This window comes from Weizmannia acidilactici (assembly GCF_008974225.1).
In the GTDB taxonomy this organism is placed as follows: Bacteria; Bacillota; Bacilli; order Bacillales; family Bacillaceae_C; genus Weizmannia; species Weizmannia acidilactici.
The window spans coordinates 1-25425 of the sequence record NZ_BKZR01000034.1; the positions used below are offsets into that span (position 1 = coordinate 1).

General features: G+C 43.3%; 19 protein-coding genes, 1 tRNA gene, 1 other RNA gene and 1 pseudogene. 1 reads left to right on the forward strand and 21 read right to left on the reverse strand.

The genetic code is table 11. The annotated features are described in order from the left end of the window. From GBH70_RS12175 to GBH70_RS12190, 4 genes are all read right to left on the reverse strand, one after another. The coding region (locus GBH70_RS12175) for a mannitol dehydrogenase family protein (RefSeq protein ID WP_503827275.1) at positions 1-649 on the reverse strand (649 nt) is incomplete at its 3' end. Positions 650-738: 89 nt separating this feature from the next. Then, a complete protein-coding gene (locus GBH70_RS12180; protein WP_151681298.1) occupies positions 739-1743 on the reverse strand; it encodes a sugar kinase in 1005 nt (334 codons plus the stop codon). After that, positions 1736-2407, reverse strand: coding sequence for a bifunctional 4-hydroxy-2-oxoglutarate aldolase/2-dehydro-3-deoxy-phosphogluconate aldolase (locus GBH70_RS12185; RefSeq protein ID WP_151681299.1), 672 nt, complete (start codon positions 2405-2407; stop codon positions 1736-1738). Before GBH70_RS12185 ends, GBH70_RS12180 begins: the two co-directional genes overlap by 8 nt. Positions 2408-2561: 154 nt before the next feature. Continuing rightward, entirely contained in the window at positions 2562-3332 is a 771-nt protein-coding gene (locus tag GBH70_RS12190; protein WP_151681300.1) for an IclR family transcriptional regulator, read from the reverse strand. Positions 3333-3794: 462 nt separating this feature from the next. On the opposite strand from GBH70_RS12190, the pseudogene GBH70_RS12195 reads away from it, so the two are divergent. Next, a pseudogene (locus tag GBH70_RS12195) lies at positions 3795-4151 on the forward strand (transposase); the annotation flags it as partial. Positions 4152-4283: 132 nt separating this feature from the next. On the opposite strand, the gene GBH70_RS12200 reads toward GBH70_RS12195, so the two are convergent. The 17 genes from GBH70_RS12200 to GBH70_RS12285 form a co-directional block, all read right to left on the reverse strand. Next, positions 4284-9002 (reverse strand): DEAD/DEAH box helicase, encoded by a 4719-nt coding sequence (locus GBH70_RS12200; protein ID WP_151681302.1) that lies wholly within the window; start codon positions 9000-9002, stop codon positions 4284-4286. Between the two features lie 237 nt (positions 9003-9239). Beyond that, positions 9240-9601, reverse strand: a transfer-messenger RNA (tmRNA) gene (gene ssrA, locus GBH70_RS12205). A gap of 102 nt (positions 9602-9703) precedes the next feature. Further along, entirely contained in the window at positions 9704-10168 is a 465-nt protein-coding gene (gene smpB / locus GBH70_RS12210; RefSeq protein WP_151681303.1) for an SsrA-binding protein SmpB, read from the reverse strand. A gap of 39 nt (positions 10169-10207) precedes the next feature. Then, the gene (gene rnr / locus GBH70_RS12215; protein WP_151681304.1) at positions 10208-12496 is read right to left on the reverse strand and encodes a ribonuclease R; all 2289 of its coding nucleotides are present in this window, start codon (positions 12494-12496) and stop codon (positions 10208-10210) included. 25 nt (positions 12497-12521) lie between these two features. Continuing rightward, positions 12522-13271, reverse strand: coding sequence for an alpha/beta hydrolase (locus tag GBH70_RS12220; RefSeq protein WP_269467540.1), 750 nt, complete (start codon positions 13269-13271; stop codon positions 12522-12524). Between the two features lie 141 nt (positions 13272-13412). Next, positions 13413-13646 carry a preprotein translocase subunit SecG gene (gene secG / locus GBH70_RS12225; protein ID WP_151681305.1) on the reverse strand — a complete coding sequence of 78 codons (234 nt, stop codon included), beginning with the start codon at positions 13644-13646 and terminating at the stop codon, positions 13413-13415. A gap of 513 nt (positions 13647-14159) precedes the next feature. Next, positions 14160-15452: a phosphopyruvate hydratase gene (eno, locus tag GBH70_RS12230; RefSeq protein ID WP_151681306.1), complete on the reverse strand. Its 1293-nt coding sequence runs from the start codon at positions 15450-15452 to the stop codon at positions 14160-14162. A gap of 37 nt (positions 15453-15489) precedes the next feature. After that, on the reverse strand, positions 15490-17025 hold the full coding sequence (gene gpmI / locus GBH70_RS12235; RefSeq protein WP_151681307.1) for a 2,3-bisphosphoglycerate-independent phosphoglycerate mutase: 1536 nt from the start codon (positions 17023-17025) through the stop codon (positions 15490-15492). Beyond that, positions 17018-17779 carry a triose-phosphate isomerase gene (gene tpiA, locus GBH70_RS12240; protein WP_151681308.1) on the reverse strand — a complete coding sequence of 254 codons (762 nt, stop codon included), beginning with the start codon at positions 17777-17779 and terminating at the stop codon, positions 17018-17020. Before tpiA ends, gpmI begins: the two co-directional genes overlap by 8 nt. Before the next feature lie 39 nt (positions 17780-17818). After that, positions 17819-19006 carry a phosphoglycerate kinase gene (locus GBH70_RS12245; protein ID WP_151681309.1) on the reverse strand — a complete coding sequence of 396 codons (1188 nt, stop codon included), beginning with the start codon at positions 19004-19006 and terminating at the stop codon, positions 17819-17821. A gap of 90 nt (positions 19007-19096) precedes the next feature. Then, the gene (gene gap / locus GBH70_RS12250) at positions 19097-20104 is read right to left on the reverse strand and encodes a type I glyceraldehyde-3-phosphate dehydrogenase (protein ID WP_151681310.1); all 1008 of its coding nucleotides are present in this window, start codon (positions 20102-20104) and stop codon (positions 19097-19099) included. Positions 20105-20171: 67 nt separating this feature from the next. Continuing rightward, positions 20172-21200 (reverse strand): sugar-binding transcriptional regulator, encoded by a 1029-nt coding sequence (locus tag GBH70_RS12255; protein WP_151681311.1) that lies wholly within the window; start codon positions 21198-21200, stop codon positions 20172-20174. 133 nt (positions 21201-21333) lie between these two features. Further along, positions 21334-21579, reverse strand: coding sequence for a glutaredoxin family protein (locus GBH70_RS12260; protein ID WP_151681312.1), 246 nt, complete (start codon positions 21577-21579; stop codon positions 21334-21336). A 19-nt stretch (positions 21580-21598) separates the two neighbouring features. After that, complete coding sequence (rpoN, locus tag GBH70_RS12265) at positions 21599-22936, reverse strand: RNA polymerase factor sigma-54 (protein WP_151681313.1); 1338 nt, start codon at positions 22934-22936, stop codon at positions 21599-21601. Between the two features lie 698 nt (positions 22937-23634). Then, positions 23635-23880 (reverse strand): WGxxGxxG family protein, encoded by a 246-nt coding sequence (locus GBH70_RS12270; RefSeq protein WP_151681314.1) that lies wholly within the window; start codon positions 23878-23880, stop codon positions 23635-23637. Between the two features lie 250 nt (positions 23881-24130). Further along, positions 24131-24643, reverse strand: a complete 513-nt coding sequence (locus tag GBH70_RS12275; protein ID WP_151681315.1) for a DUF3231 family protein — start codon at positions 24641-24643, stop codon at positions 24131-24133. Between the two features lie 678 nt (positions 24644-25321). Then, positions 25322-25393: transfer RNA gene (locus GBH70_RS12285), tRNA-Arg, on the reverse strand. Positions 25394-25425: the final 32 nt, after the last annotated feature.

Consider the following 25425-nt stretch of genomic DNA (forward strand, 5'->3'; position numbering starts at 1 on the left):
CGCAAAAACTTGACTCACTCGTAAATGCTTCACCAAGTTTCCACTCATCTGCGTAACGAAGTACAATATTTTTTAAATGTTTTCCGTTATCTTCAATCAGTTCACATGGGATAATATAAAATCCCTTTTTGCCAGCTTTAAACCTCTCATAAAGCAAAGCTGTCAGTTTTGCCGGAAAGCTTACCGGCGGCCGGTCGGATAATGCATCTCCTTCATGATAGGCAATGCCGGCTTCCGTTGTATTGGAGAAAATAAACCGGACATTTTCATCTTCCGCCAAGCGTAAATAGGCATCATAATTTTCATAAGGATTGATTCCGGTATTGACGGAAGAAATAATTTCATGGGTTTGTATATTTTCTCCATGGGATTTTCCTTCAAGCAATACAGTAAATAAATAATCCTGTTCTGCTAATTGCCCGACTCTGCCGGTTGGTAATGATTGAACAATCGTTACACCACCTTCAAAAAGACCTTTTTTATTCATTTGCTGTATCTGCCAATCGACAAAAGCACGGAGAAAATTTCCATCTCCAAATTGAATGGCTTTTGTTGGATAACGGGGCAAGTCTTTAAAATATGAATTGGATAACTTGATCACCTTTATCCCTCCTATATTTATTATTTGGAAACCATGTTTCTCATTCATGCTTACATTTTTTATTATAGTGCGCTTACAAATTTATTCAATAGCTTTTTATTATTTTTTTCCTTATTCAACAAATAGACAAACAATAATCAGCGGACGACTTCCCGGCCGGGAGTATCGAGCCATGATTTGACATCCCTTTCTGTCAGCGGCAGCATATCCCCATTGATGGAATGTTTTAGGACGGACGCTGCGGTAGCAAATTGTACGGTTTGTTCCGCTTCCATTCCTGTTAATATCCCGTGGAGGATTCCTGCAACATATGCATCGCCGCCGCCGATCCGGTCTACGATCGGAAAAAGGTGATACCGCTCAGATTTTTTAAACTCCCCTTTAATCCATAACATTCCCTGCAATTCATTACAGGACGGGGAGATGACATACCGATCCGTTGCGTAAAGCGCACGGATGTTAGGGTAAATTTGGCTGATCTTCCGGTAGCATTCCTCCATATTGCCGGGCACCGCAACAGATGCGTCAATCTCAAAGAAGTTACGGGCATCCATATAGTTCGCACAGCAATAGCTGACCATCGGCAAAATCGGGATAATGGCCTCTTTCGCTTCTTCAAGCGTCCACATGGCCTGCCGGAAATTGATGTCGAAACTGACCGGGATGCCGCGGTCATATGCCGCTTTTACCAGTATTTGCCCATTCTTTTTCCAAGATTCGGATAAAGCAAATGTGATACCGGAAATGTGAAAGAGCGAAACATTTTCAAAAAGCCGGTCAAAATCCCACTCATGGATATCCATTTGGCAAAAACTTGAATGTTCCCTGTCGTAAATCACTTTTGAATTGCGCAGGGTGCTCCCTTGTTCCAAAAAATAAATGCCCAGACGCTTTCCTCCAAACAAGAGATGGGAAGTATCAATCCCGTTGGCGCGGAGATTTCTTACGGCTGCCGTCCCCAAAGGCGAATTCGGCACCATGCTGGCAAAAGAAACATCATGACCGAAGTGGGCCAATGTTGAAGCGACATTGGCTTCCGACCCGCCGTAATTCACATTTAATGATTGGCTGCAAGACAATAAATCCCCTGAACAAGTTGAAAGTCGCAACAAAATTTCCCCAAGTGTTAAAATTTTAGGCATATTGACCCCTCAATTGTTGCGCTTCACGCAGCTGTTTGTATTTTTGCATGAATGCTTGGGCAGTCTCGGTAACTTTTTCGAATTGATTGGTTTCTGCGTGCTTTAATAAACTTCCGCCAACGCCAAGGATTTTGCAGCCAGCATTTATCCAGTCGCACATATTATCCAGGTTGATTCCGCCTGAAGGCATAATTTCCAATTGCGGCAACGGCGCTTTTACATCTTTTACAAATGCAGGGCCAACGATATTGCTTGGGAACAGCTTAATCACTTCCGCTCCTGCCTGCATTGCTGTTTTCATTTCATTCACGGTCATGCAACCCGGAATATAAGGGACTTGATAAAGATTGCACAAAGCAGCCGTATCAGCATCGAAGGTTGGCGCAACAATGAACTTGGCACCTGACATCAGCGCAATTTGGGCGGTTGGGGCGTCAAGGACGGTACCGGCGCCAATCAAAACATCCTGATGGTCTGTATATTGTTTTGTAATTTTTCGGATCGCAACATCAGCATTTGGAACTGTAAAAGTCAGTTCAATACTTTTAATGCCCCCGGCAATTAAGGCATCTGTGATGTCCAAAGCTTTCTCAACAGAATCCGCCCGCAAAACAGCGACAATACCGTTTTTTTCTAAAGCCTGTAATATTTCAATTTTTTTCATGATGCCACACTCCTTTTGTTTCTTTATAATAAACTTTATTTATATATAATAAACACAATTTTATTTTACATTAACGGCAACTTTGTGTAAACCATTTCATGAAAAATAAAATAAAAAAACTTGCTCCTGTTTTAGGAACAAGTTTTTCCGTAAATCAACCATTCATTTTATTTTCAATTTTTCGCCGTGCCTGTTTCACCAGGTCAATAATTTCGTTTTTCTTTTCCTCACTCATCCGGAAAATCGGGGAACTGACACTCATGATCCCTTCAATTTTGCCATTCCGCTTGATGACCGTGCTGATGCAAAAAATTTCGTCTTCATTTTCCTGGTTATCAATCGCGTAGCCGAGTTGCTTTATTTCCTTCAAATTTTTTAACAGCTCTTCAGGATCTGTAATCGTATTTTCGGTCCTTTTTTCCAATTTTGTCCGCGCCAAATAACCCCGTATGTCTTCTTCGCTTTGTTCAGCCAAATACGCTTTCCCCATTGCGGAACAGTACAACGGCAATGTATGCCCTACTTGTGAGCTTAAAATAATTTGCCCTTTTCCATTCAACTTTTTAACATACACAATATGATCGCGGTCATATACGCCCAAATGAATCGTTTCTCCAATTTTTTCATTCAGCTCTACCAATTCAGGCTCCGCAACATTTACAATGTTGAATGATTTACGGGCGGTTTCCCCGTAGCGGATCAGTGCGGTGCCGAGCGTATATTTTTTCGTTTCTTCATCGCGTTTGACAAAATCTATGGAGCAGAGCGTATTTAAAATCTTTAATACGGTAGATTTGCTTGTATTTAAAGCTGTGCAAATTTCCTGCAGATTAACCGGGTCAACCCTGTGTTCCAAATAATCCAATATGTCTTTTGCCCGAATTAAAACGGTGCCATAAGGTTTTTTGTCTGTTGTCGTTCCCACTGTCATGAACTCCCGCATGTATTTTTGTTGTATATTCATTTTACATTCTCAAAAAGTAGCCAAATAAGAAACAATTTTTCCTGACAGACTCTTTATAACATAAATTTACATAGAAGTAAAATGATTATATAGCCTGGTATGTGTCAAGTTTTTCTCGACATTGTTTAAAAGTCAGTGATTTCCAGACATTCTTTTTGTACGCTTTTGGCTGTTGCGCTTTGCTTGCTTCCCTAGATAAGGGGAAATTCCAAAAGCCGTTCAACCGGGCACATGGGGCACCCCTTTTTGATGATAGCAAAATTACTCGCTTTCCACACGCGACGCGAGCCTCACCGCTCGTCCTTCAAGCACACTGGGTCTCTTCTTGCTCGCTTTTCCCGCAGGAGTCTCAGAAATTAGCAATCATTTATATTCTCAGCTTTTATAGGATGTTGGGATTGCCCCTTATCCAGGTGGAGTATAATGGACCAGACCCTTAAGATCGACTTCGTGCTGAAAGCAGTAAAACGGGCATTCTCAGTCGCCAGGCCAGAGATTTTAAATAGTGATCAAGGCAGCCATTTTATCAGTCCAAAATACACTGATCTCGTGCTTCAAAATAAGATTAAAATCAGTATGGACGGCAAAAAGAGAGCCCTTGATAATATCATCACCGAGAGGTTTTGGCGAACGATCAAGTATGAAGAAGTGTATTTAAAAGACTACAATTCTCCAAGAGAAGCAAGAAAAGAGATTGGTAACTATATCCATTTCTATAACCATGAAAGATTCCACCAGTCCCTGGGCTTTCAAACTCCCGCCTCTATTTATTGCCCGTGAGTAATTCATCCTTCGGGTAGGATACTTAAGCAATAAGAGTGATCTTGAACATTTTCACATAAATCCATTCCGTTTATCTAAACGTCAAGTGGGACTGCAAGAAACTTTTGCAGACGAATAATGCTTATGCCTTTATTTTCTTACATCAACAATTTCCAGCGGCGGCAAACTGTTTACCAAATCCACTGTTTGAACAGATACATTAATGATGCGTAGTAGCAAATCAAAAACATAACGTTCATCATCAGAGTACAAGTTAGGATCATCAACGATACCAGAATTCTTATCCGTCTTCACTTGATACTGGTCAATAATCCATTCAATTGCAGGACGACCATTTACCACGTACTCATATGCCTTCTCAGGAATATTCAAAATCGTAATGTCAGTATTGAACACAATTTTGTCCAATACATCTTTCTTAGGGTGTTTCATCTTTTTAACCTTGTACGAAGGATTTGCTTTAGCTTCAATTACAACGTCTGAATATGGTTCAACCATTTCGTAGTTAAGGTGTAAGTCAGCTAATTTTCGACCTATATCAACAAACTTTTCTTTATTTTTTAAAACAGGGATACGTGGCAATTCCTTCTTCAAATTATTAGCGTACTTTTCACGATACTCTTTTGAGTGTAAAACACCATAAACATAATAAAATACATCATCATCTGAGAGATTTAATTTTTTCTTGAATGAATCGTTTATGTTGCTCGTATCTAGTAATAAATCATGTGTTACGCTATTATCATACCGATAAAATCCTTGTCCCTTTTCCAATAAATCCAAGTTTGGAATTTTGTCTACAATCAAACAGGAGAAATCTCTACTAGACCCGGCACCAGTAATATAAATAACTTTGTTCTCTGATCCGAAAACATCCTTGTATTTACTAGGACGTTCAATCACATCCGTTTGATAAAACAAATATTTCTTTGTGAAAGGGCGATACATGCTTCTTATTAGTGACTTATCATCCAATTGAATTCTTGTACCTTTAGCTAGTTTCTGCTTGAGTCCTGTACTCCATTTAATAAAGTCACCAGAATTATTGGTTTGATTAATTCTCTTTTTTTCATCTTTTATATAACTCAAACGTACAACTTCTGAATTGAAATTTTCAACCATTCGTTTAGTATTGTTTATCACATTATCTCGACTGAATCCATATATCCAAGCATCACGGTTTGTGCTGACACCAATTGCTTTATTTATGAACACTCCGCCATCCATTGCGTCATATTTATCGTAATTTTGATCACGTTGATTTATCCAATCATTATTTGCGTCAGGTTTGATTTCGGTCCACTTTATGCCATCTACAGAAGCGAAATCGGAAATGATTGACAATTTTTGTTCACGAGAAAGATAGTCGCCAATATCATGATAATAAATTTTATGGTTATCTGTCCCGTCCTTCACAAGAACTGTGATCGCAATCGGGGTTCTACTTCCTGAGCCGAAAATCTTTCCGCCTTCTTGGCGAGATTTTTCACCCAATGTTCTTTGATCGCCACGTAAATTAAAAATATAAACATAGTTAAATTCATTGTACCAACACTTCCGCAAACCATCCGTGCTATTACTATCAATAAATGAACCGTTAGTAACAAAACCAATTACGCCTTTACTCCCGATACGATCGCTTGCCCAGCGAAACGCTTTAATATAGGAATCATACAAGCTCTTCTTTAAGCTAGCTGATGAATAGCGGGCATAGGTTGAATCTATGCGTTCATCTAATTTAGGATATGATTGATTTTGATTGTTGTCGTTCGCATTCGTTTGCCCTATTGAATATGGAGGATTCCCAATTATAGCAAAAATAGGCTTCCTTCGTTGCTTTTCAAGTCGCTCATTATTTTCCCCAAACAACTCGTCCTCAAATGAATCCTCTTTCTCGGTACTTTCAAACGTATCCGTTAAAACAATGCCCTCAAATGGTTTATAATCGCCCTCCATTATGGAATGGAAGGTTTCTTCAATATTGATAGCAGCGATATAGTAACTCAACAGTACAATCTCATTCGCATGAAGTTCTTGAGTGTACTTGCGCAACAAATCCTCTTTTGAAATTAATCCACTTTGCAGCAACCTCACGATAAACGTACCAGTACCCGTAAATGGATCAAGGATGTGAACTCCTTCATCGCTAATTGACTTACCAAAGTACTTTTTCAATACATCATTAACGGAGTGAATAATGAAATCCACCACTTCAACAGGGGTAAACACAATTCCCAAACGTTCGGTTGTTTCTTTAAACCCAACTTTAAAGAACTTATCGTACAACTGGACGATTATGTCCTGTTTCGCTTTTAGATTATCTATCCCCTCAGCACGCACACGCACACTTTCATAGAAGCCTTTCAAACGTTCCTGTTCTTTTACAAGCCCTTGTTCATCCATAACCTTCAACACAGCATCCATAGCTTGTGAAACGGGGTTATTGTTCACAAAGCTATATGAATCAAACAGTGCTTCAAAAACTGGTTTTGTAATCAGGTGTTGTGCCAACATTTCAATCGCTTGTTTTTCTGATATAGAATTATTGATGTTATGACGTAACCCAGAAAGAAACTTTTGAAATGCCATATACGTTTCGCTGTTGGTATCTTCCAACATTACTCGAATACGCATCATGTGTTGTTGTGCAATTTCAGCAACATCTTTTGACCAATCTTCCCAATAACGTACATTCCCAACCTTCTTTACAATTTTGCCATAAATCGCACGTTCAATTTCCGAGAAATCATCTTCATCAAGATTAAAAGCCAACTGTTCAGATACTGGTTCAGCAACAATAAATCCACCTTCGCTTTCATCAGGTGCGGAACCAACCCCAATAACTTGCAACTGGTCAGGTTTCTTTTTGTTCAATTCCAATTTATTGATCATTGCATCAAAACGTTCGTCTAACGAACGCAACGCATTTAGAACGTCCCAAACTACTTGATACTTCTCATTTTTATCTAAGACCGTATTTTCATCAACACCTGCAGGAATACCGATAGGAAGGATGACATAACCATAATCTTTTCCTTCTGCTTTACGCATAACTCGTCCTACTGCTTGTGCAATGTCAATACGTGATTTACGAGGTTTTAAAAACATAACTGCGTCCAAATCCGGAACGTCTACACCCTCTGTAAGGAAGCGTGCATTAGTAAGGATACGACAAGTATTTGGTGGAACTTCTGCCTTCAGCCAAGAAATTTTCTCATTCTTCTGCAGGGCATTCATCGAACCGTCCGCATGGTCTATTTCAATTCGAACCGGCTCTGTTTGGCCTCCTGATTCATTGATATACATATCAACAACTTCTGTAAACATTTCCTTAATCAACTTCGACTCACGAATCGTTCCAGCAAAAGCAATAGCCCGCTTCATTGGATTAGCAGAAATCACATTAGAATTACTCTTACGTTTGATCAACCCATTCCAACAGCCGATAATTTTCGTTACATCATCAAATTCAAGTTCTGTATCACGCTTATTCGCCAGCATCTTTTGAAAACGACGGGCAATTACTTCTTCATCAACAGCCAGAACCATAACTTTATAGTCCGTTAAAATCCCTTTATTTACGGCATCTCCAAATCCAATTCGGTAAAACTCTTCACCATAAATTTCTTTATCATTCATATCTGCAATAACAACAGACAATTCATCAGCTTTCTTCTTTGCATCATCACCATAAATACGAGGAGTAGCCGTTTGATACAGACGTTTTTTAGCTTTAATATTGTCATTGCTATGTACTTTCACAAAAGCACTAGCTTCTTTTCCCACTTCGGTTGCTCCGGTTGTACGATGAGCTTCATCACAGACAACCAAATCGAACTCATAAAAGCCATTTTTCTGAGCCTCAATAATTACGTCAATGGACTGATATGTTGAGAACACGACTAAGAATTTGCTTTGGTGATCCGCCGAATCAATAAGCTTCTGATGCTCCAGTAACTTGCGATAATCAGTCGTAGCCGGATAACCTAAATCTGCTGCCGCTATATCCTCAATCTCGTTTTCACCTTTTGCCTTTTTTGTAACTTTTCTATCCGAACAAACCGCAAAAGTTTCCATATCCTCACGATACTTAGAATCGGCAGTCCAGCCTCTTAAAGATTGGGAAAGCAACTGAATACTAGGTACAAGATATAATACCCTGAATGTACCATTTTTCTTCTCTGCCATCCTTTCGGCAATTACCATAGAAGTATATGTTTTTCCTGTACCGGGAGCCATAATCAACTTTCCACGGTCAGCCGTTTCAAAACCATTTACTACTGCCTCAATAGCAGGAATCTGGTGAGAACGTGGTTTCTTAGGTGACTTCAACGCAATTTTCTGCGGATTATCAAAGGAGAACTGTGACCAATCAATCTCACTCTCACGCAATTGCGACAAACCAATACGAGCAATGTTTTTGTCACGGTCTAATAAAGCGTTGTTCGCATTACTGCTCCACTTGTCCGTTGAAGTTACAATAATCCCTTCTGCATAATAGCTCTTCCCCACTTCATTTAAGAAAGAATCAATATGCGACTTTTGGATTGTCATATTTTTCGAATAATATTTACACTGAACAGCAACCAACTCACCAGTTTCCCTTTTTCGGGCAACTAAGTCTACACCTGTATCTTTCTTCGGAATTCCATATTCTTCAGGAACATCCGATAACATCCATACTTCATCAAATAACCGTGCATACATTGGTTCTTTCTTCAGATATGCTGTAACCAATAGCTCAAAAAGGGTTCCACGATCACGTTGTGCCATGTCTTCCCGTTCTAAATTGGAGATAATATCATCGAATGAATGGCTTTTCACTTGATAGCTAACTGTTTCTTCCATATTTCTCAATACCTCCAAGACCCCAAAATATTAGAGTAAAATATCATTGTCTTTCTCAATTTTACCACACCAATTTTGCTGCCCATCAATCTAATTTAATCTAACATCTAATGATTTCTTGAATACGTTTTTGACTACGGATGTTTGATATTCAATAAAATCAAATGAAATGGTAAAAATAAAAAAACCCTTGATATACAAGGGCTTTGGATCAGTTTGAAATCCATTGATTTCGTTTTATGGAGACGGTGGGAGTCGAACCCACGTCCAGAAATATCGCCACTCAAGCATCTACGAGCGTAGCCGATATATTCGCGTTTCGCGCGGCCTTTTGCCTATCGGCGGGCATCCAGCGCGCTAGCCTGATTGGTCTCTTCCTTCGTCCCCAGGCGGAGGACAGCCGGCGTATCCCACTCAAGTTGAGACCCTTACCCTACCACATGGGCGATGGAGGGAGGATCCGCTTAGCGCTTATTAGGCAGCTAAAGCGAGGTTTTGATTAGATTTGCCAGTTATATTTAGGCTTGCGTTTTTACGGGGACGTCCCCCCGGCTCGCAGCTCAAGCTCGATCTATCCCTGTCGAATCCGTAACGTCCCCGGTATAAAAAGGGAGTCTTGGATGATTTGAGCTGTCACATCTAACTGGCTTACAGATAATATTATAACATGAATTCCTTATGATGCAATTGTTAGTTTTTGCCTAATGCTGTCTTGCTTTAAAGGCGCGTTCGATCTCGCGGGCCGCTTCTTTCTTTTTCAAAGCTTCGCGCTTATCGTAATTCTTTTTCCCGCGCGCCAGGCCGATCAAAACTTTTGCATAACCGTTTTTAATGTAAATTTTCAGCGGGATTAAAGAATAACCCTGCTCTTTTACAACGCCGGCCAGTTTGTCGATTTCCCTGCGGTGGAGCAAAATTTTCCTCGGACGGAGCGGGTCGTGGTTGTATCGGTTTCCCTGTTCATACGGACTGATGTGCATGCCGTATACATATACTTCCCCTTTTTCCACCCGTGCAAACGAATCGCGCAAATTCACACGCCCTGCGCGGATCGATTTGATTTCCGTCCCCTGCAGGACAAGACCGGCTTCATATGTTTCTTCGATAAAATAGTCATGGCTTGCTTTCTTGTTTTGCGCCAGCACTTTCCCTTCACCTTTTGGCATCTTGTTTCCCCTCCGAAGAAGGCAGCCGGGCGAGCCCGGTTACCTCCGTTTTGCTTTTTTCTTTTTCTTTTTCGGCGGCCTCGTGGACCACTCTTCATGGGCGGCATTGTGCTTGTGCGGCCGGGAAGAATTGGCAGCACGGACTTTCACGATTTTTTTCGGCCGTTCTTCTATTCTTGCCCGCCGGTTGTTTTTCATGCCGACAATTTCAAAATCGATGTTGCGTTCTTCTTTGTTAACATTCAGCACCCGGACGCGGATTTCGTCCCCGATCCGGAACACATTCCCGGTCCGCTCGCCGATCATCGCATATTGCCGTTCATTGTAATGGTAATAGTCATCGGTCATATAGCTGACATGGACAAGCCCTTCAATCGTATTCGGCAATTCGACAAACATCCCGAAATTCGTGACCGAACTGATGATCCCGTCGAACTCCTCGCCAATTTTATCTTCCATAAATTCGGCTTTCTTCAGTTCATCGGTATCGCGTTCGGCATCAACAGCCCGGCGTTCCATTTTCGAAGAATGGTCGGCAATTTCAAGTAATATCTCTTTCCATTTTTCCTTCGTTTCTTCGTCCATTCTCCCGTCAATTAAATAAGTCCGGATCAGCCGGTGTACGATCAAGTCCGGATAACGGCGGATCGGCGAAGTGAAATGCGTGTAAAATTTCGTGGACAAACCGAAGTGCCCGATGCATTCCGGGTCGTATTTTGCCTGCTGCATCGAGCGCAGCATGACTGTCGAAACAACCATTTCTTCCGGCCGGCCTTCTACCGTATCGAGAATTTCCTGAAGCGCCCGTGGATGGACCGAATTCGCGGTGCCCCGCACAATCAGGCCGAAATTCGTAATAAATTCAAAAAAACGCTGCAGTTTATCCGCTTTCGGCTCTTCGTGGATCCGGTAAATAAACGGCACGTCCAGCCAGTAAAAATGCTCGGCAACTGTTTCATTCGCCGCAAGCATAAATTCTTCGATCAGTTTTTCCGCAACCGACCGTTCACGCAGCACGACGTCACGCGGCTTGCCGTTTTCATCCACAAGAACTTTTGCTTCTTTAAAATCAAAGTCGATAGCGCCGCGCTGCATCCTTTTTTTTCGTAAAATGTCCGCCAGCTCGGCCATCGTTTCAAACATCGGAACAAGCGGTTCGTACCGTTTCCGCAACGCTTCGTCATGGTCGACAAGGATTTTATTGACATCCCCGTATGTCATCCGCTCTGTCGTTTTGATGATACTTTCGAAAATTTCATGATCCACAACCGTGCCGTTTTCATCAATTTCCATTTCGCACGACAGCGTGAAACGATTCACCCTTGGATTGAGTGAACATATGCCGTTTGACAGCCGGTGCGGGATCATTGGAATCACGCGGTCGACGAGGTAAACGCTTGTCCCACGTTCAAAGGCTTCGCGGTCAATCGGCGTGCCCTCGCGCACATAATGGCTGACATCGGCAATATGGACACCGAGCTTGTAATGGCCGTTCGGCAGTTTTTGCACGGTGACGGCATCATCCAAATCTTTCGCATCGGCCCCGTCAATGGTGACAATTACTTCATCCCGCAAATCGCGGCGGTTGCCGATATCATGTTCATCAATTTCATCCGGCACCCCGTTTGCCTGTTCGAGCACTTCGTCCGGGAAAGCCTGCGGCAGCCCGTACTGATGGATTATCGACAAAATATCAACGCCTGGGTCATTTTTATGGCCAAGAATTTGAATGACTTCTCCTTCCGCATTTTTTGTGCCTTCCGGATATGAAGTAATGCGCACGATCACTTTATGGCCTTCGACAGCGCCGCCGTTTGCCGTTTTCGGAATAAAGATATCGCTCCCGAACCGTTTGTCATCCGGCACAACAAAGCCGAAGTGCCGGCTTTCCACATACGTGCCGACGATTTCTTTCTGGCCGCGCTCCAAAATCCGCACAACGGTTCCTTCCTGCCGCTGCCCGGAGCTTCTGCTTGACACGCGCACGATGACCGTGTCTCCGTTTAAAGCATGGTTTGTTTCATGCGGCGGGATAAAAATATCATCCATCCCCGGTTCATCCGGCGCCACAAAAGCAAAGCCTTTCGGGTGGCCGATCAGCTTTCCGCGCACAAGATTCATTTTTTCCGGCAGGCCGTAACGGTTGCTGCGCGTGCGGATGACAAGCCCTTTTTCTTCCATATAGACAAGCACTTTGACAAATTCTTTAAACTCGGAAGAATCCTGGATGCCGAACGCTTTTTCCAGTTCCTGGACCGTAAGCGGCTTGTACGTTTCTTCTTTCATATACGATAAAATTCTGTCAACATCTTGCCGGAGTTGATCCATCTTTTTCCCTCCTTTGCGGGAAAGTTTATTCCTGCCAGTCAAGCGATTCAAGGAATTGGTAAACATCTTCATGGAGCTGTTCTTTTTCCTTATCGAGCGTAATGACATGGCCGGATTGTTCATACCATTTGATTTGTTTATGGTCCGATTCCACTTCGGAATAAATAATATTCGCGCTTTCCGGCTTAATCATTTCATCATGGCGCGCCTGCACGACAAAAACAGGCGCATAAATATGGTCCACATGATTGCGGACATCTTGGATTAAGCTTTGCAGCGATTTCAATGTGTTCATCGGTGTCTTTTTAAATTCCCGGATTTCCTTTTCAATCTGCTCTTCGCTTTTCCCTTCAAATTGTTTGTATTTACGGGCGTACTGGACGACGCCTTCGTACATCGTCTGTTCGCTTTTTATGTACATCGGCGCGCACATGGTGATAATTCCCTTTACAGGTACAGTGTAACCCAATTTTAAAGAAAATACCCCGCCCAAAGACAATCCGGCCACCGCAATTTCGTCGTACCCTTTTTGTTTTAATAAATGGTATCCTGCCATGACATCCTGCCACCAATCTTCAGGCCCGGTATGCACCAGGTTTTCCGGCGGCACCCCATGCCCTTTGTATTGCGGTGCATGGCAGGTGTACCCTTTCTTTTCAAGGAACCGGCCGAGCATCCTAACATCGGCTGAATTTCCCGTAAATCCGTGCAAAAGAAGGACGGCCCTTTTGCCGCCTTCAAATAAAAAAGGTTTAGGCATCACAATTCTCATCATCCGTAAAAAACTCCTCTTTTCCTGCTGAAAATTCACTGTCGCCCTTTGTTCAATTTTATTTGTAACAAACCATAGCAGGAAATTCCAGCATTCCGCACAAAAAAACCTGGTCCGTCATGTCCGGGCCAGGATCAGCACATTTTATAAATCCAAATATGCAAGTCCGATCGCCAGCAAGAAAAACAACACCGCCAGCACAATCGTAATCCGGTGCAAAATCAAATCAATCCCGCGCACTTTTTGTTTTCCGAAAAGCTGCTCGGCCCCGCCGGAAATCGCCCCGGATAATCCCGTACTTTTCCCCGGCTGCAACAGGATCACAGCAATTAAAAGGACAGCATCTATAACCAATAGCGTAAGCAATAATGTATGCATGGACACACACCTCCCGAAACGGACAATACCTTATTTCATAGTTTATCATAAAGCATAGTTTGGATCAATAAAGGGGTTAAAACGATCAGAGGTTTGGCATGCAACGATGAGATAGGAAAAGCAGTAAACGGTATGAGCATTTCGAGCGGCTGATGTTCGCCTTTTGTGTCTTTTTGGCTGCTAATTAGACAGTTCGGACGTGCAGCTCTCTCCTTTTGTCTTGTTGGCTGTTCTAATTAGACAGTTTGGTCGCGCGGAGCTCTTCTTTTGTCTTTTTGGCTGTTCCAATTAGACAATTCGGACGTGCGACACTCTCCTTTTGTCTTGTTGGCTGCTCTAATTAGACAGTTCGCATGCGCGGATCTCTTTTTTTGTCTTGTTGGCTGCTCTAATTAGACAGTTTGGCTGTGCTGTGCAAGCCTTTAACCTTTTCGAGCGCCGGCAAAAATATTCAATCTAAAAAAGAAAAACTGCCCGGTTCAAAACCGGGCAGCCCGCATAACGGTAATGACATTATTTTTTCAAGTTGTAGAAAGTATTTTTGCCCAGGAATTCGGCAGTGTCGCCTAATTCGTCTTCAATGCGGAGCAATTGGTTGTATTTTGCTACGCGGTCAGTACGTGAAGGAGCACCTGTTTTAATTTGGCCTGCGTTTGTCGCTACAGCGATGTCAGCGATTGTGCTGTCTTCCGTTTCACCTGAGCGGTGGGAAACGATCGCAGTGTAGCCTGCGCGTTTTGCCATTTCAATCGCATTGAAGGTTTCAGTCAAAGTACCAATTTGGTTAACTTTGATCAGGATCGCGTTACCAACGCCTTCTTGAATACCGCGGGCAAGTTTTTCAGTGTTTGTTACGAACAAGTCGTCCCCAACAAGCTGAACTTTTTTGCCAAGGCGTTCCGTCAACATTTTGTGGCCTTCCCAGTCGTTTTCATCCAAACCGTCTTCGATCGAGATGATTGGGTATTTAGAAATTAATTCTTCATACCAGTTTACCATTTCTTCAGAAGTCAAAACTTTGCCTTCGCCTTCCAAATGGTATTTGCCATCTTCATCGCTGTAAAGTTCGGAAGATGCAACGTCCATGGCAAGCAGTACTTGTTCACCCGGTTTGTAGCCTGCTTTTTCGATTGCTTCGATGATGGTGGAAAGGGCTTCTTCGTTCGATTTCAAGTTCGGGGCAAAGCCGCCTTCGTCACCAACAGCCGTGTTGTAGCCTTTTGATTTTAATACAGATTTCAAGTTGTGGAAAATTTCAGCACCCATGCGGAGCGCTTCTTTAAAGTTCGGAGCCCCTGCAGGCATGATCATGAATTCTTGGATATCAACGTTGTTGTCGGCATGCGCACCGCCGTTTAAGATGTTCATCATTGGAACCGGCAGTTGTTTTGCGTTGAATCCGCCAAGATATTGATACAAAGGAACGCCAAGCTCATCAGCTGCAGCACGGGCAACTGCAAGGGAAACGCCGAGGATCGCGTTTGCGCCGAGTTTGCCTTTGTTTGGTGTGCCGTCAAGTTCGATCATCGCTTTATCAATGCCAACTTGGTTAAATACATCATAGCCGACGATTTCTTCTGCAATGGTTTCATTTACATTTTTAACCGCCGTTTCTACGCCCTTGCCCAGGAAGCGGTTTTTGTCATTATCACGAAGTTCCACTGCTTCGTATTCGCCGGTAGATGCGCCGCTTGGCACCAATGCGCGGCCAAAACCGCCTTCTTCTGTGTAAACTTCTACTTCAACTGTCGGATTACCGCGGGAATCCAATACTTCGCGTGCGTAAATATCAGTAATCAAAGACATATTCAAATCTCTCCTTTAATGCGTAAATTTAGGACTCTCATTTTTTAATCAAGCTAGTACCTGTCATTTCTTTCGGCTGCGGAATGTTCAGCAGGTCAAGCATTGTAGGTGCCAAATCTGCAAGAATACCGCCATCGCGCACTTCAATGCCTTTTTTCGTAATAATGACAGGAACCGGGTTGGTTGTATGTGCGGTCATTGGTTTACCGTCTGGCGTAACCACTTCGTCCGAGTTGCCGTGGTCTGCGGTAATAATCGCATAGCCGCCTTTTTCAAGAATGAGGTCAACGACTTTACCCAGGCATTCATCAACAGCTTCAATTGCTTTAATGGTTGGCTCCAGCATGCCGGAGTGGCCGACCATATCCGGGTTCGCATAGTTCAAAATGATGGCATCATATTTGTCGTTCCGGATTTGTTCCAACAACGCATCCGTTACTTCATACGCGCTCATTTCCGGTTTCAGGTCATATGTGGCCACTTTTGGAGAATTGATCAAAATCCGGTCTTCTCCAGGGAATCTTTCTTCGCGCCCGCCGTTCATAAAGAATGTAACGTGCGGATATTTTTCAGTTTCTGCAATGCGAAGCTGTTTCAATCCATGCTGCGATAAAACTTCGCCGATCGTGTTGTCCAGGCTGACCGGTTTGAACGCCACATAACCTTTTACCGTTTCAGAGAAATGGGTCATGCAAACGAAATACAAATCTTTCGGATGGTTTGCGCCGCGATCAAATTCACGGTAGTCTTCGTTCGTAAACGCGTTGGAAATCTGGATGGCACGGTCCGGGCGGAAGTTGTAGAAAATGACCGAATCATGGTCTTTAATCGTTGCAACCGGCGTCCCGTCTTCTTTCGTAATGACGGAAGGAATAACGAATTCATCAAAGATGCCGTTTTTGTAGGAATCTTCCACAACCGCCATTGCATTCGGATATTTCGGGCCTTCGCCATACGCCATTGCACGGTATGCTTTTTCAACACGGTCCCAGCGTTTGTCGCGGTCCATGGAATAGTAGCGTCCGGTAACCGTTGCAAATTGGCCAACACCATATTCTTTGAATTTTTCTTCCGTTGCTTTAATGTATTTTTCCGCTGTTTTCGGGCCAACATCACGGCCGTCTAGGAAAGCATGGACATAAACGTTCTTCACGTCATGGTCGGCAGCAAGTTTCAACAGCGCAAACATATGGCGGATATGGCTGTGCACGCCGCCGTCGGATAACAAACCAAACAGATGAAGGTCTGTCCCATATTTTTTCACATTCTCAATTGCGCCAAGGAACGTTTCGTTTTTGCCAAATTCGCCTTCGCGGATCGAAATGTCCACGCGGGTTAAGTTTTGGTATACAATCCGGCCGGCACCGATGTTTGTATGGCCGACTTCGGAGTTCCCCATTTGGCCTTCAGGAAGACCTACCGCTTCGCCGCTTGCGCCAAGCTGGTTATGCGGGAATTCCTTCCAATAGCGGTCAAAATTCGGTTTATTTGCTTGGGCTACTGCATTTCCTTTTGTTTCTTTCCGGCAGCCAAAGCCATCTAAAATAATCAATGCCACAGGTGCTTTACTCATGGCTTACCGCCTCCAATAATTGCAAATAAGATTGTGGATCAAGGCTTGCGCCTCCAACTAACGCACCGTCAATATCAGGCTGTTGCATGAATTCTTTAATGTTTCCCGGTTTTACGCTGCCGCCGTATTGGATGCGCACGGCATCTGCTACATCCTGGTTGAATTGTTCCGCAATCACGCTGCGGATATACGCGCAAACTTCGTTGGCATCTTCGGCAGTCGAAGATTTCCCGGTGCCGATTGCCCAGATTGGTTCATAGGCAACAACCGTTTTTATCGCCTCTTCGTCGGAAAGGCCGGCGAAAGCAGCTTTTACCTGCGAACCGACAAGTTCTTTTGTTTCGTTATTTTCACGTTGTTCCAGTGTTTCTCCAACGCATACGATCGGTGTTAAATGATGCGCAAAAGCAGCTTTCACTTTTTTGTTAACTGCTTCATCCGTTTCATTAAACATTTCACGGCGTTCAGAGTGTCCCAGAATGACATATTCAACGTGTAAATCAGCGAGTGCAACCGGGCTGATTTCACCTGTAAAAGCACCGCTTTCTTCAAAGTGCATGTTTTGGGCACCAATTTTCACCCTGGTGCCTTTTGTGGCTTCCACAAGGCGTTCTAGGAAGAGCGCAGGAGCACAAATCACGCTGTCGACAACAGACTCGCTCGGCACCGAATTTTTCACTTCTTCGGCAAAAGCAAGCGCTTCTGGCAAAGTTTTATTCATTTTCCAGTTTCCCGCGATGATCGGTTTACGCAATAAGGACACTCCCTTTCTATATAAAATCAAACGAACTTCTTATTCTTTGTCATTTAAAGCTGCGACGCCAGGAAGCACTTTTCCTTCCATAAATTCAAGCGATGCGCCGCCGCCTGTGGAAATATGGTCCATTTTGTCGGCAAGATGGAATTTTTCTACAGCTGCCGCAGAGTCGCCACCACCGATGATGCTGTAAGTACCTGTTGCTTCTGCGAGGGCTTCGGCAACGCCTTTAGTTCCATTTGCATAGGCATCCATTTCGAATACACCCATTGGCCCGTTCCAAATGACCAATTTCGATTCTTTAATGACTTTCGCATACAATTCGACTGTTTTCGGGCCGATGTCCAGTGCTTGCCAGTCAGCCGGAATTTCTTCAATGTCCACTTCTTTTTTATTGGCTGTTTCGGAAAACTCATCCGCAACTACTGCATCAACCGGCATGTAGAAGTTGACGCCTTTTTCTTTCGCTTTTGCCATAAAGGATTTTGCAAGGTCGATTTTGTCTTCTTCCAGCAAAGATTGTCCAATTTCATGGCCTTGCGCTTTAATGAACGTATAAGCAAGCCCGCCGCCGATGATCAGGTTGTCCACTTTGTCAAGCAGGTTGTCGATGACGCCGATTTTATCTTTGACTTTCGCACCGCCAATAATGGCCGTGAAAGGACGTTCAGGGTCGGATAATGCTTTTCCGAGTACATCGAGTTCTTTTTGCATTAAAAAGCCGGATACTGCAGGAAGGTAGTGGGCGATGCCTTCCGTTGATGCATGTGCGCGGTGTGCAGCACCGAAAGCATCATTGACATAAAGGTCAGCAAGTGCAGCAAATTCTTTTGCCAGTTCCGGATCATTTTTTTCTTCGCCAGGGTAGAAACGGACGTTTTCAAGCAAAAGCACGTCGCCGTTTTCCATTTTCGCGATTTCCGCCTTGACGGATTCGCCGTAAGCTTCATTTGCTTTTTTTACGTCTTTTTTCAGCAATTCGCTCAAGCGTTTTGCGACCGGCGTCAGGCGCAATTCTTCAACTACTTTGCCTTTCGGGCGGCCCAGGTGGCTAGCCAAAATGACTTTCGCGCCGTTATCCACCAAATACTGGATAGTCGGCAGTGCTGCGCGGATTCTTGTATCGTCCGCTACATTGCCGTCTTTTAACGGAACATTAAAGTCAACGCGGCAGAAAACGCGTTTCCCTTGCAATTCAACATCCTTAATTGATTTTTTGTTCATGGCAAAACGAACCTCCTTTTTATTCACGAGCATGGAAAAAGGGAGAGGGGATTCTCCCCCGCCCCCCTGCTTTTGCTCTTCCGATTCAAATTAAAGGCCTTTAGAAGCGATGTATTCAACAAGGTCAACAACACGGTTGGAGTAACCGAATTCGTTGTCATACCAGGAAACAACTTTTACCATGTTTCCTTCGATAACCATTGTGGAAAGCGCATCGATTGTGGAAGAAACCGTTGTATGGTTGAAGTCACGGGATACAAGCGGTTCTTCAGTGTAAGCCAGGATGCCTTTCAATTCACCTTCAGCAGCTGCTTTCAATGCTGCGTTTACTTCTTCAACCGTTACGTCTTTGCCAAGTTCAGCAACAAGGTCAACAACAGAAACGTTTGGAGTCGGAACGCGCATTGCCATACCGTTTAATTTGCCTTTCAATTCAGGCAATACAAGGGCAACAGCCTTTGCAGCACCAGTTGTTGTAGGAATAATGCTTTGTGCTGCTGCACGAGCACGGCGGTAGTCTTTGTGCGGCAAGTCAAGGATTTGTTGGTCGTTTGTGTAAGAGTGAACAGTTGTCATCATACCGCGTTTGATTTCAAATTTTTCATGCAGCACTTTTGCAAATGGAGCCAAGCAGTTTGTTGTGCAGGATGCATTCGAAATGACATTATGTTTTGCAGGATCGTATTTGTCTTCGTTAACACCCATAACGATCGTGATGTCTTCGTTTTTAGCCGGAGCAGAAATTACAACTTTTTTCGCGCCTGCTTCCAAGTGTTTTGCTGCAGCATCACGGTTTGTGAAACGGCCTGTTGATTCAACAACAACTTCTACGCCGAGGTCGCCCCAGCCGAGATTTGCAGGTTCGCGTTCAGCAAGCACTTTCACTTTATGGCCGCCTACAACGATGTAATCGCCGTCAACTGTTACTTCTTCTTCAAGATTTCCATGAACAGAATCGTATTTTAACAAGTGTGCAAGCATTTTTGCATCTGTTAAGTCGTTGATCGCAACTATTTCAACATTAGGATTGTTCAATGCAGCGCGGAATACGTTACGTCCGATACGTCCAAATCCGTTAATACCAACTTTAACTGCCATTTGTGTTTCCTCCTTGAGTTCGTAAAGATTTTATATTTCAAAAGGGAATTCCCTTTTAAAAACATGGTTAGCTGCAAGCGAGAATATTTTTGGCTGCACCCTCGTCCGTAATCAGGACGGTGGATTTCGGTTTTGAATTCATGTAGGCTTTAATCGCTTTCGCCTTGGACGCCCCTCCGGCAACAGCAAATACGTGTTGAATATACTGTAAATCTTCCAGCTGAAGGCCGATCGTTTGAACCTTGTGAACGACTTCACCTTGTTCATTAAAATAATATCCAAACGCTTCGCCTACTGCATGCCCTTGTATAATTTTTTCCATTTCTTCTTTGCCGGTTTTGCGGCGCTTCGCCATGGTAATCGCTTCACCAATGCCGTGCAGCACAATTTCCGCTTGTTTGATAAGGGTAAGGACTTCTTTAATGGATGGCTCGTTCACAACCGATTTATACACTTCGAGGCTCACCTGGTCAGGCACATACAATACCCGGTGTTTTCCTCCCGTCCGTTCCGCCATCTTTGCGCAAATCGTATTGGCCTGGTTTTGCACATCTTCGCCAATGCCGCCTCTTGCCGGGACGAATAAAAGCTGCTCCGGGGCGCTGAAATCGGGAGTTAACGCATCTGCGACTGCAGCCATCGTGGATCCTCCTGTAACAGCGATTATATTGTTTCCCATTAAGACGGCTTTGATTCTATAAGCGCATGCTCTTCCGAGTTCGCTTTTTACCCACGGTTCTTCATCGCTGTTTCCCGGGACCACGACAACGTCTTCGAGGCCCAAAGCTTTTTTTAGCTTTTCTTCTGTTTCATTAATACCCGAAATTTCCCTCATCATACTTTCCAAATCCTGCAAAAGCCCGGCGCCCATTTTTGTAATCGACATTCCCGAAGGTTTAATGTCAATGAGCTTTTGGTTTTTTAAAAATTCCACTTCGCCCCTCAGCACGCGTTCCGACATGCCGAGCATTTGCGCCAGCGTCCTTCTGCCGATCGGCTCCACAAATGAGATGGACCGCAAAATCTGGTATCGTTTTTGCATAACCGCGAGGATATCGGGTAATAATTTCCTTTGAACCTCTATCAACGATCGCATAGATGATTAACTCCTTAAAAAATTATGTAGGCCGTGTTGAGTCCCACAGAGACATTTTTCGTCCCACTTACTCCAAAAAAATTACCCTCGCTACGATTTTTATTCTAGCAGGATAAATTTTGCATTTCAACTATTATGGATCAATTTTTTCGTGTAAACGTTGTCTTATGGCGAATTCGTGAATTCGCCCGTATTGAATGACTTCACCTTCAAATTCGACAACCGGGATCATCAATCCGTAACGTTCCATCCATCCATCGTTTTTTTCTATATCTCTTTCAACGAGCCGGAAAGGGATCTCCTTCTGCAAAAGATGCAACAGTTCTTTCGCCTCTTCGCAAAGCGGGCAATGTTTTCTTGTGTAAAGTGTCAGCTCCATCGGCAAATCCCCTTTCCGGCTATTCGTACCTTTTTCTTTTCGCCGAGGACGGAATCCCGAGCTGCTCACGGTATTTAGCAACCGTCCGGCGCGAAATTTCAAAACCTTTCTTATTTAATAATGTGACGATTGTCTGGTCCGAAAGCGGTTTCCGCTTGTCTTCCCGGTTCACAAGCGTAGCGATTTGATTTTTGATTTCAGCGCTCGATGCCGCTTCTTCCCTTGTGCCGGACCGGACCGGAAGCGCTGTTGTAAAGAATTGTTTTAACGGGAAAGTCCCGAACGGGGTTTCAATATATTTTTCCCTGACGGCACGGCTGACGGTCGACTCGTGCATCCCGATCGCATCCGATACTTCTTTCATCGTTAGCGGTTTTAAATGTCCTTTTCCGTATAAAAAGAAATCCCGCTGTTTTTCCAAAAGCGCTTTGCCGACTTTCAGCAGCGTTTCTTTCCGGCTTTCAATGCTTTTTTGGATCCAATGGTACTCCTGCGTTTTTTCTTTCAAATAACGGACGGCTTGGGCATCCCCGGACAGCTTGAGCATGCTTGAATAATCTTCATTAAAACGCACCCTCGGCACCTGGCCTTCTACAAGGAAAAGTTCCAGTTCCCCGCCGCTGTTTTTGACCATCAAATCAGGCACGATGTATTGCGGGGTTTCATGGGAAAATCCGGCTCCGGGCCGGGGGTTTAATGTTTGGATATAGTCGGCCGCCTGTTGGATTTCCTGCATGGAGATATCCATCTTTTTCGCAATGCCTTTCCATTTTTTCTCGGCAAATTCGAGAAAATGGCTGCCGATCAGTTCTGCCGCGTGTGTCGGCGCGTCCGGATCCCTTTTGATTTGGATTAAAAGGCATTCCTGGAGCGACCTTGCCCCAATTCCGGCCGGGTCGAGCGTTTGCAGGATTTCCAGCCCTTTTTCGGCATCTTCAACCGGGATTTGGGCGATCTGTGCCGCTTCTGGGGCGGTAATAGCCAGATAGCCGTTTGCATCCAAATGCCCGGCATAAACTTTAACAGCTTCCGCAACTGTTTTTGGTAACGATTTCATGTTCAATTGGCTGATTAAGTAATCCGGAAGCGTTTCAATTTGTTCGGGGATTTGTTCAATCCAATTTTTTTCCTGGCTTTTTTTCTGACCCTTCATGCGGTACAGCCCGGAAAAACGGGAATCGACCAGTTTAATATGGGTGTTGTACAATTCGATGAGAGGGTTTTCCGCCGTCTTTTCCTCAAGAAAAGACATGAGCTCCTGGGATGAAAACTGAAGGACTTCAATTGCCTGCTTTAATTCCTGTGTCATCGCCAGTTTCATTGATTGCTTCTGCCATAATCCAACTTGCAGATCCATATCATTCCCCCCTTTAACGAAGCCGGTTTCATTATGAACATGTCCCGGCACTTTCGTTTTTTATTTTACAACATTTTTGTGTTTAAGTATATGCATTGGCAGGAAGTCCCATGATCGCGCTCCTGTAAATCGCGGATAAGCGGCACAGATTCACGGACATCTGTAAAAGCAGCCAAAAAGTAATGCCGGGATACGTTCTGTGAATAACCTGCCTGCATTATTTTCTTCAAGAATCGAGTAGGGCCCCCGACCTCTCACACCACCGTACGTACGGTTCCGTATATTGCGGTTCAACCAAATAAATGACGCTTTTCGCAATACTGATCATACAAGCTTTTCAGCCCTTGACGGCAATAGCTTTGTGTAAGATTGGGTTTTTAGAGATTCTCCAATATACCTTCCTCGAGTTTCTGTTTTCGCCTGTTCCAGGGTTAAGCAAAAGCGATCTTCTAAACATCGTTCAACGGTTTTTCTCATTATATACAATGCCTTTTCACTAATTTTAAGATTGTTCGACTCGCGCATTTCTGCCATGTCGTAACACTACTTTTCACTACAATAAAAACGCCACCCCGATCGGAGTGACGTCCTGCTTCAACATATCCTACGATATCTCATAACAAGTCTAAACAAAAATAATCTGTCGTCTTTCTGCCATTTTTCTATCAGAAAAGATCCATTTATAATAATTATTGGTTCTAATCTCTTCTGTCATTTTTTCTCATTAACCCGAACAGTCCTGCTAAACCAACTAAACCAATCCAACCCCAATCTGTATCGCCATCATCATTGTTATCAACAGCATCGTTATTTTGAGCCATATGAGTTATTTTGTTTATGTTGCTACCGCTGTCAATGTTGTTATTTTGAGCATAAACAGCTATCCCACAAAGCATAAATGTAACTAATAGGGCACAAAGCGAATGAAGAATTTTTTTGAACACAGTTTTCACCTCCTTTTCTAACTGTTCACTTTAATGATGTACAATCAAAGGAACAATTATTCTTTAAGATAAAAAGGAGCCATTAGGGGTTATTTTGAAACAACTTATTCAACAAAACGAATGAGGTTAGCAACGCTTGATTACAAACGTAAGAAAAGGAGAAAAGATCGTTCTACAAAAAAAGGTAAAGTATAGTCATTATCAAAGTTCAATAAAAAAGGAAAAGCTTGCGGCATCGCAAGCTTTTAGATTAACACTCCGAACTTTTTACATTGAGCGGTGGTGGAACTAGCCAACCTTTTTCTTTGTTCATTCTAAGTAATTTGGCACCATATTGCGCTTTTTTCATGTGAAATTGCCCATACATTAAAGCAATATCTTCCCTGATGCACTGTCCCATAATTGTACTACATGCCACTAAACCGGCTGCAATATCTTTACTAAGCATTGCAGCAATTTCCGGGTCAGTAAATCTCGCACCGGCAGGAATATCTTCCAAACATGCTTTTGGCCGTTCTGGCGGTGATGGCGGAAGCGCTATTCCATTTTCTTTTAACAAGTTTTCTGTTTCTTGTATCTCCGGTTTTAGAACGTTTTCAATGCTATCTTGGATAAAACTTTTTAAATCCTCATCACCCGTATGGTTGAGTAATGTTTGATATCCGGCTAATAATCCTTTAGCTGTCAGTAAATTCGTCCATACACCAAATACTTCTCCGTAGTGCATCGGTTCTTCTTTTGGATTACCACTTAAAATTCCCATAATAACCCTCCTAACAAAATTCATATATCACCTTTTCTTTAGATAATGTGGATTGATTGAAATAAATTATGCAAAGAAAAGTGAAGTGTTATTGGAAAAACAGTGTAATTTTATACGAAAACTGCTGAGTGATGATACCGTCAAGAAGTTTGTGTAATATATGATAGAGTAGATCAACCTTTTCTGCACCACGAAAATCGGCTACACAGAATTCATGTGAAGTCACCTCACTTTTCACCTCTTTATACACTTCAATACGCAAAGCAAAAGCTAATTTGTAAAACGTCTTCTCACGGATACGATAAAATGCCGGCCAGCTAATTCCCATTTCATTGTAGATATCACAATCACGTGGTTCCTCTAAAGACACATATCGTTTAATGATTAGTTCCCTTTCGATTGCATTGAGCTTATTAAGGCGGACCCCATCAAAGGTCAGAATCCAAAATATGGATACCAACTTAATTGGAACGTGGGGGGCTTAGAATTAACAGTGGACAGTTCACATTTTTTTGGAGGGTCGCGATGAAGGAGCTTTACCATGCAAAAATAGCCGTGCAAATTTTTTCAAATTCTCTCATATCTTTCGGATTCCAAAAAAAAAAATAAAAACGACTGCAAACGCAGCCGTATCAAGGAGATTAGAAATTTTAAACCGAGCCAGTCGGACACTTAAAACGCCCTCGGCAGGAATCGAACCCACATTTTGAGAACCGGAATCTCACGTGCTATCCGTTGCACCACGAGGGCAATATGTTATTCAACAATAATAGATTATAAAG